This is a genomic window from Salegentibacter sp. (assembly GCF_041642575.1).
In the GTDB taxonomy this organism is placed as follows: Bacteria; Bacteroidota; Bacteroidia; order Flavobacteriales; family Flavobacteriaceae; genus Salegentibacter.
In genome coordinates, this window is sequence record NZ_JBEPWD010000003.1 from 90,238 (window position 1) to 92,985 (window position 2,748).

Below are 2,748 nucleotides of genomic sequence, written 5' to 3' on the forward strand. Positions count from 1 at the left end.
GGATGAACGTTATGGTACTGCTCAAAATGTTCCCCCACAATCAGACTTGTTTCAGGAACAATTCCTTTAATTGCGGAAAAGATCACCTTGCCTTCAAGAGAAACTTTCAGACTGTCTAGCTCCCTTTTAAGAAAAACCGAAGGGATGGCAAAGATGAGATAATCTGCCGCTTCCACGGTTTTGTTTATATCAGAACTAAGATCGAGCTGGTTGATATCAAATTCTACCGAGCTTAAATAATTAGGATTGTGTTCCTGTTTCTTCAGATGCTCAATGGCATAAGTGCTTCGCATATACCAGTGGATGGTATCAACATTTTCACTCAGCATTTTTACAATTGCAGTCGCCCAGCTGCCTCCGCCAATGACGGCAAAAGAAGGAGATTTTTCCATAGTTAGATTTTCTGATTCAAAAATAAACAAAATAAAATGATATCGAAACACCACAGATTAGGACTACAGCCGACGGGAGCTACCTACTTAAACTTTAACATGTTAAAATGATGACTTCAAGCAATCTTTCTGAAAGGCAGTCCGTTATTTGTTTGTTCTTTAATTCCAAAAGGGAGAAGAATAGATTTTCTTAGTTTTTTGGTTGGTTATTTAGTTTGAAAAACGCTGTTAGATCTTGAGGTCTTTCGGCGTTTTTTGATTTGAACTCTAACAAAATTTTAGGATGGCTTTAGGTATAAGAATGCAATTGCTTTTGTAATTTACTATAAACTAAAAAATCAAATAAAATGGGAGTATTTTCATTTATAAAAGATGCCGGAGAAAAGATCTTTGGCCGTGATAAAAAAGAAGCTGAAAAGCCAACTGAAAAAACTGAAAATACGCGCGAAAAAGCTGAACGTGAAAACGCGAAAGCTGCTCAAAGGTTGGAAACCACCCTTAGGGATCTCAAGTTGGAAGTAGATAATTTAAATATAAATATCGACGATGATGTTGCAACGGTTACCGGAAAAGCCGAAGACCAGAGCACGAAAGAGAAAGTGATACTGGTAGTTGGAAATTCAGAAGGTATTGCGAAAGTAGATGATAGGATGACGGTAGATAAGACGGAGCCGGAAGCGAAATTTCACACCGTTGAGCGGGGAGACACTTTAAGCAAGATAGCCAAGGAACATTACGGTGATGCTATGAAGTACCCTGTGATCTTTGAGGCTAATAAACCAATGCTTAAAGATCCTGATAAAATATATCCTGGGCAGGTACTTAGAGTACCGCACCTGGAAAAGAAATAAAAGTTAAGACTGTTTAAAAGTTTTGAGGCGGTTACATTGAGGGCAGACGACGTCCTACAGCTTGTAGTTCCACGATGAAAAAAGTAGGTTCAATCAGCTAAACTGAACGACCAAAAAAGATTCTTAAACAGTCTTTATTTCTATAAATAAATCCCTTCTCAGTGGAGGGATTTTTGTTTTTGAATCTTTCGCGGAAATGTGAAACTTCGGAAATTTAAGCTTACTTGTAAAAATTCATCAATTTGATATAATCCCAAACTGCCGCTGGCAACATAGGTTTTATATTTTTTTCTTCTTTTATCGCCTGCCTTATAAAAGTTGAAGAAATTTCCATCACAGGGGCGGCAACTCGTGTTATTTTTGGATGGTCTAAAAACTGTTCCTGCGGCTTCCCTGTGGCAATTCTAGGGTAAATATAGATCTGGTGATTTTCCAGGATTACCTCGTAATTCTTCCACTTATGAAAGCTTTTCAGGTTGTCTTCTCCCATAATTGGGCAAAATTCGTTGGTAGGATATTTCTCCTGAAGATGGGCCAGGGTGGTGACGGTGTAATTGGGCTGAGGTAAACCAAATTCGATATCACTGGGCTTTAAATTTTCGTAGCCTTCGCAGGCCTTATAAACCATTTCAAGACGATGATGATTTTCCAGTAAATTGCTTTTTTTCTTGAACGGATTGTGAGGGGTAACTACCAGCCAGACTTCATCCAGATCTGAAAATTCGGCCATATGGTTGGCGATTATCAGGTGGCCTATATGAACCGGATTAAAAGTGCCAAAGAACAGGCCTACCTTTTTATTCATTTTCCCCGGGCTTTTTCGCGTTCACATAAGTGGCTACCAGTTCATAGGCTTCTTTTAGTGCCGTTCCTAAATGGTGATTCTCAATAATAAAATCAAATTGAGGTGCCGTTGCAAGCTCTATCGAAGCTTTTGCCACCCGCATATTTATTTTATCATCAGTCTCGGTCTTGCGCTTTTTAAGTCGAATTTTTAATTCTTCTATACTTGGCGGCTTTACAAAAACTGCAAGGGTCTTCTCAGGATAGATATTTTTTATATCCAGGCCTCCTACCACATCAATATCAAAAATCACATTCTTTCCCTTTGCCCAGATTCTTTCTACTTCGGCTTTCAAGGTCCCGTAGAAATTATCGCGGTAAACCTCTTCCCACTCCAGGAATTCATCGTTTTTTATCTTTTTCTTGAAATCTTCGATAGAAAGGAAGTAGTAATGCTTTCCGTCTACCTCCTCGCCTCGTGGCTCACGGGATGTCGCCGATATGGAGAATTCCAGGTTAAGTTCCTTCTGCTTTAATAAATGTTGGACTATCGTAGTCTTTCCCGAGCCGGAAGGCGCCGAAAACACGATAAGTTTACCATCGCTCATTTAGAGTACGTTTAAAAGTTGTTCCTTTATTTTTTCCAGCTCATCCTTCATCTGCACCACCAATTGCTGCATTGGAGCGTAATTTGATTTACTGCCAATAGTATTGATCTCGCG

At 39.3% G+C, this 2,748-nt stretch carries 4 protein-coding genes and 1 pseudogene; 1 reads left to right on the forward strand and 4 read right to left on the reverse strand.

The genetic code is table 11. The features are described 5' to 3' along the window. Positions 1-392: pseudogene (locus ACESK1_RS01745) on the reverse strand (glycerol-3-phosphate dehydrogenase); the annotation flags it as partial. A 347-nt stretch (positions 393-739) separates the two neighbouring features. On the opposite strand from ACESK1_RS01745, the gene lysM reads away from it, so the two are divergent. Continuing rightward, on the forward strand, positions 740-1,243 hold the full coding sequence (gene lysM / locus ACESK1_RS01750; protein ID WP_372917293.1) for a peptidoglycan-binding protein LysM: 504 nt from the start codon (positions 740-742) through the stop codon (positions 1,241-1,243). A gap of 220 nt (positions 1,244-1,463) precedes the next feature. On the opposite strand, the gene nadD is transcribed toward lysM, so the two are convergent. The 3 genes from nadD to ACESK1_RS01765 all read right to left on the reverse strand — a co-directional run. Next, on the reverse strand, positions 1,464-2,048 hold the full coding sequence (nadD, locus tag ACESK1_RS01755) for a nicotinate (nicotinamide) nucleotide adenylyltransferase (protein ID WP_372917295.1): 585 nt from the start codon (positions 2,046-2,048) through the stop codon (positions 1,464-1,466). Then, positions 2,041-2,634 (reverse strand): guanylate kinase, encoded by a 594-nt coding sequence (gene gmk, locus ACESK1_RS01760; RefSeq protein WP_372917297.1) that lies wholly within the window; start codon positions 2,632-2,634, stop codon positions 2,041-2,043. Before gmk ends, nadD begins: the two co-directional genes overlap by 8 nt. Further along, the coding region (locus tag ACESK1_RS01765) for an endoribonuclease YicC domain-containing protein (protein ID WP_372917323.1) at positions 2,635-2,748 on the reverse strand (114 nt) is incomplete at its 5' end.

What these genes read in the sequence shown, in the direction of transcription:
- gmk (WP_372917297.1), bottom strand. Translation starts at nt 2,634, where the DNA reads ATGAGCGATGGTAAACTTATCGTGTTTTCGGCGCCTTCCGGCTCGGGA.
- nadD (WP_372917295.1), bottom strand. Translation starts at nt 2,048, where the DNA reads ATGAATAAAAAGGTAGGCCTGTTCTTTGGCACTTTTAATCCGGTTCAT.
- lysM (WP_372917293.1), top strand. Translation starts at nt 740, where the DNA reads ATGGGAGTATTTTCATTTATAAAAGATGCCGGAGAAAAGATCTTTGGC.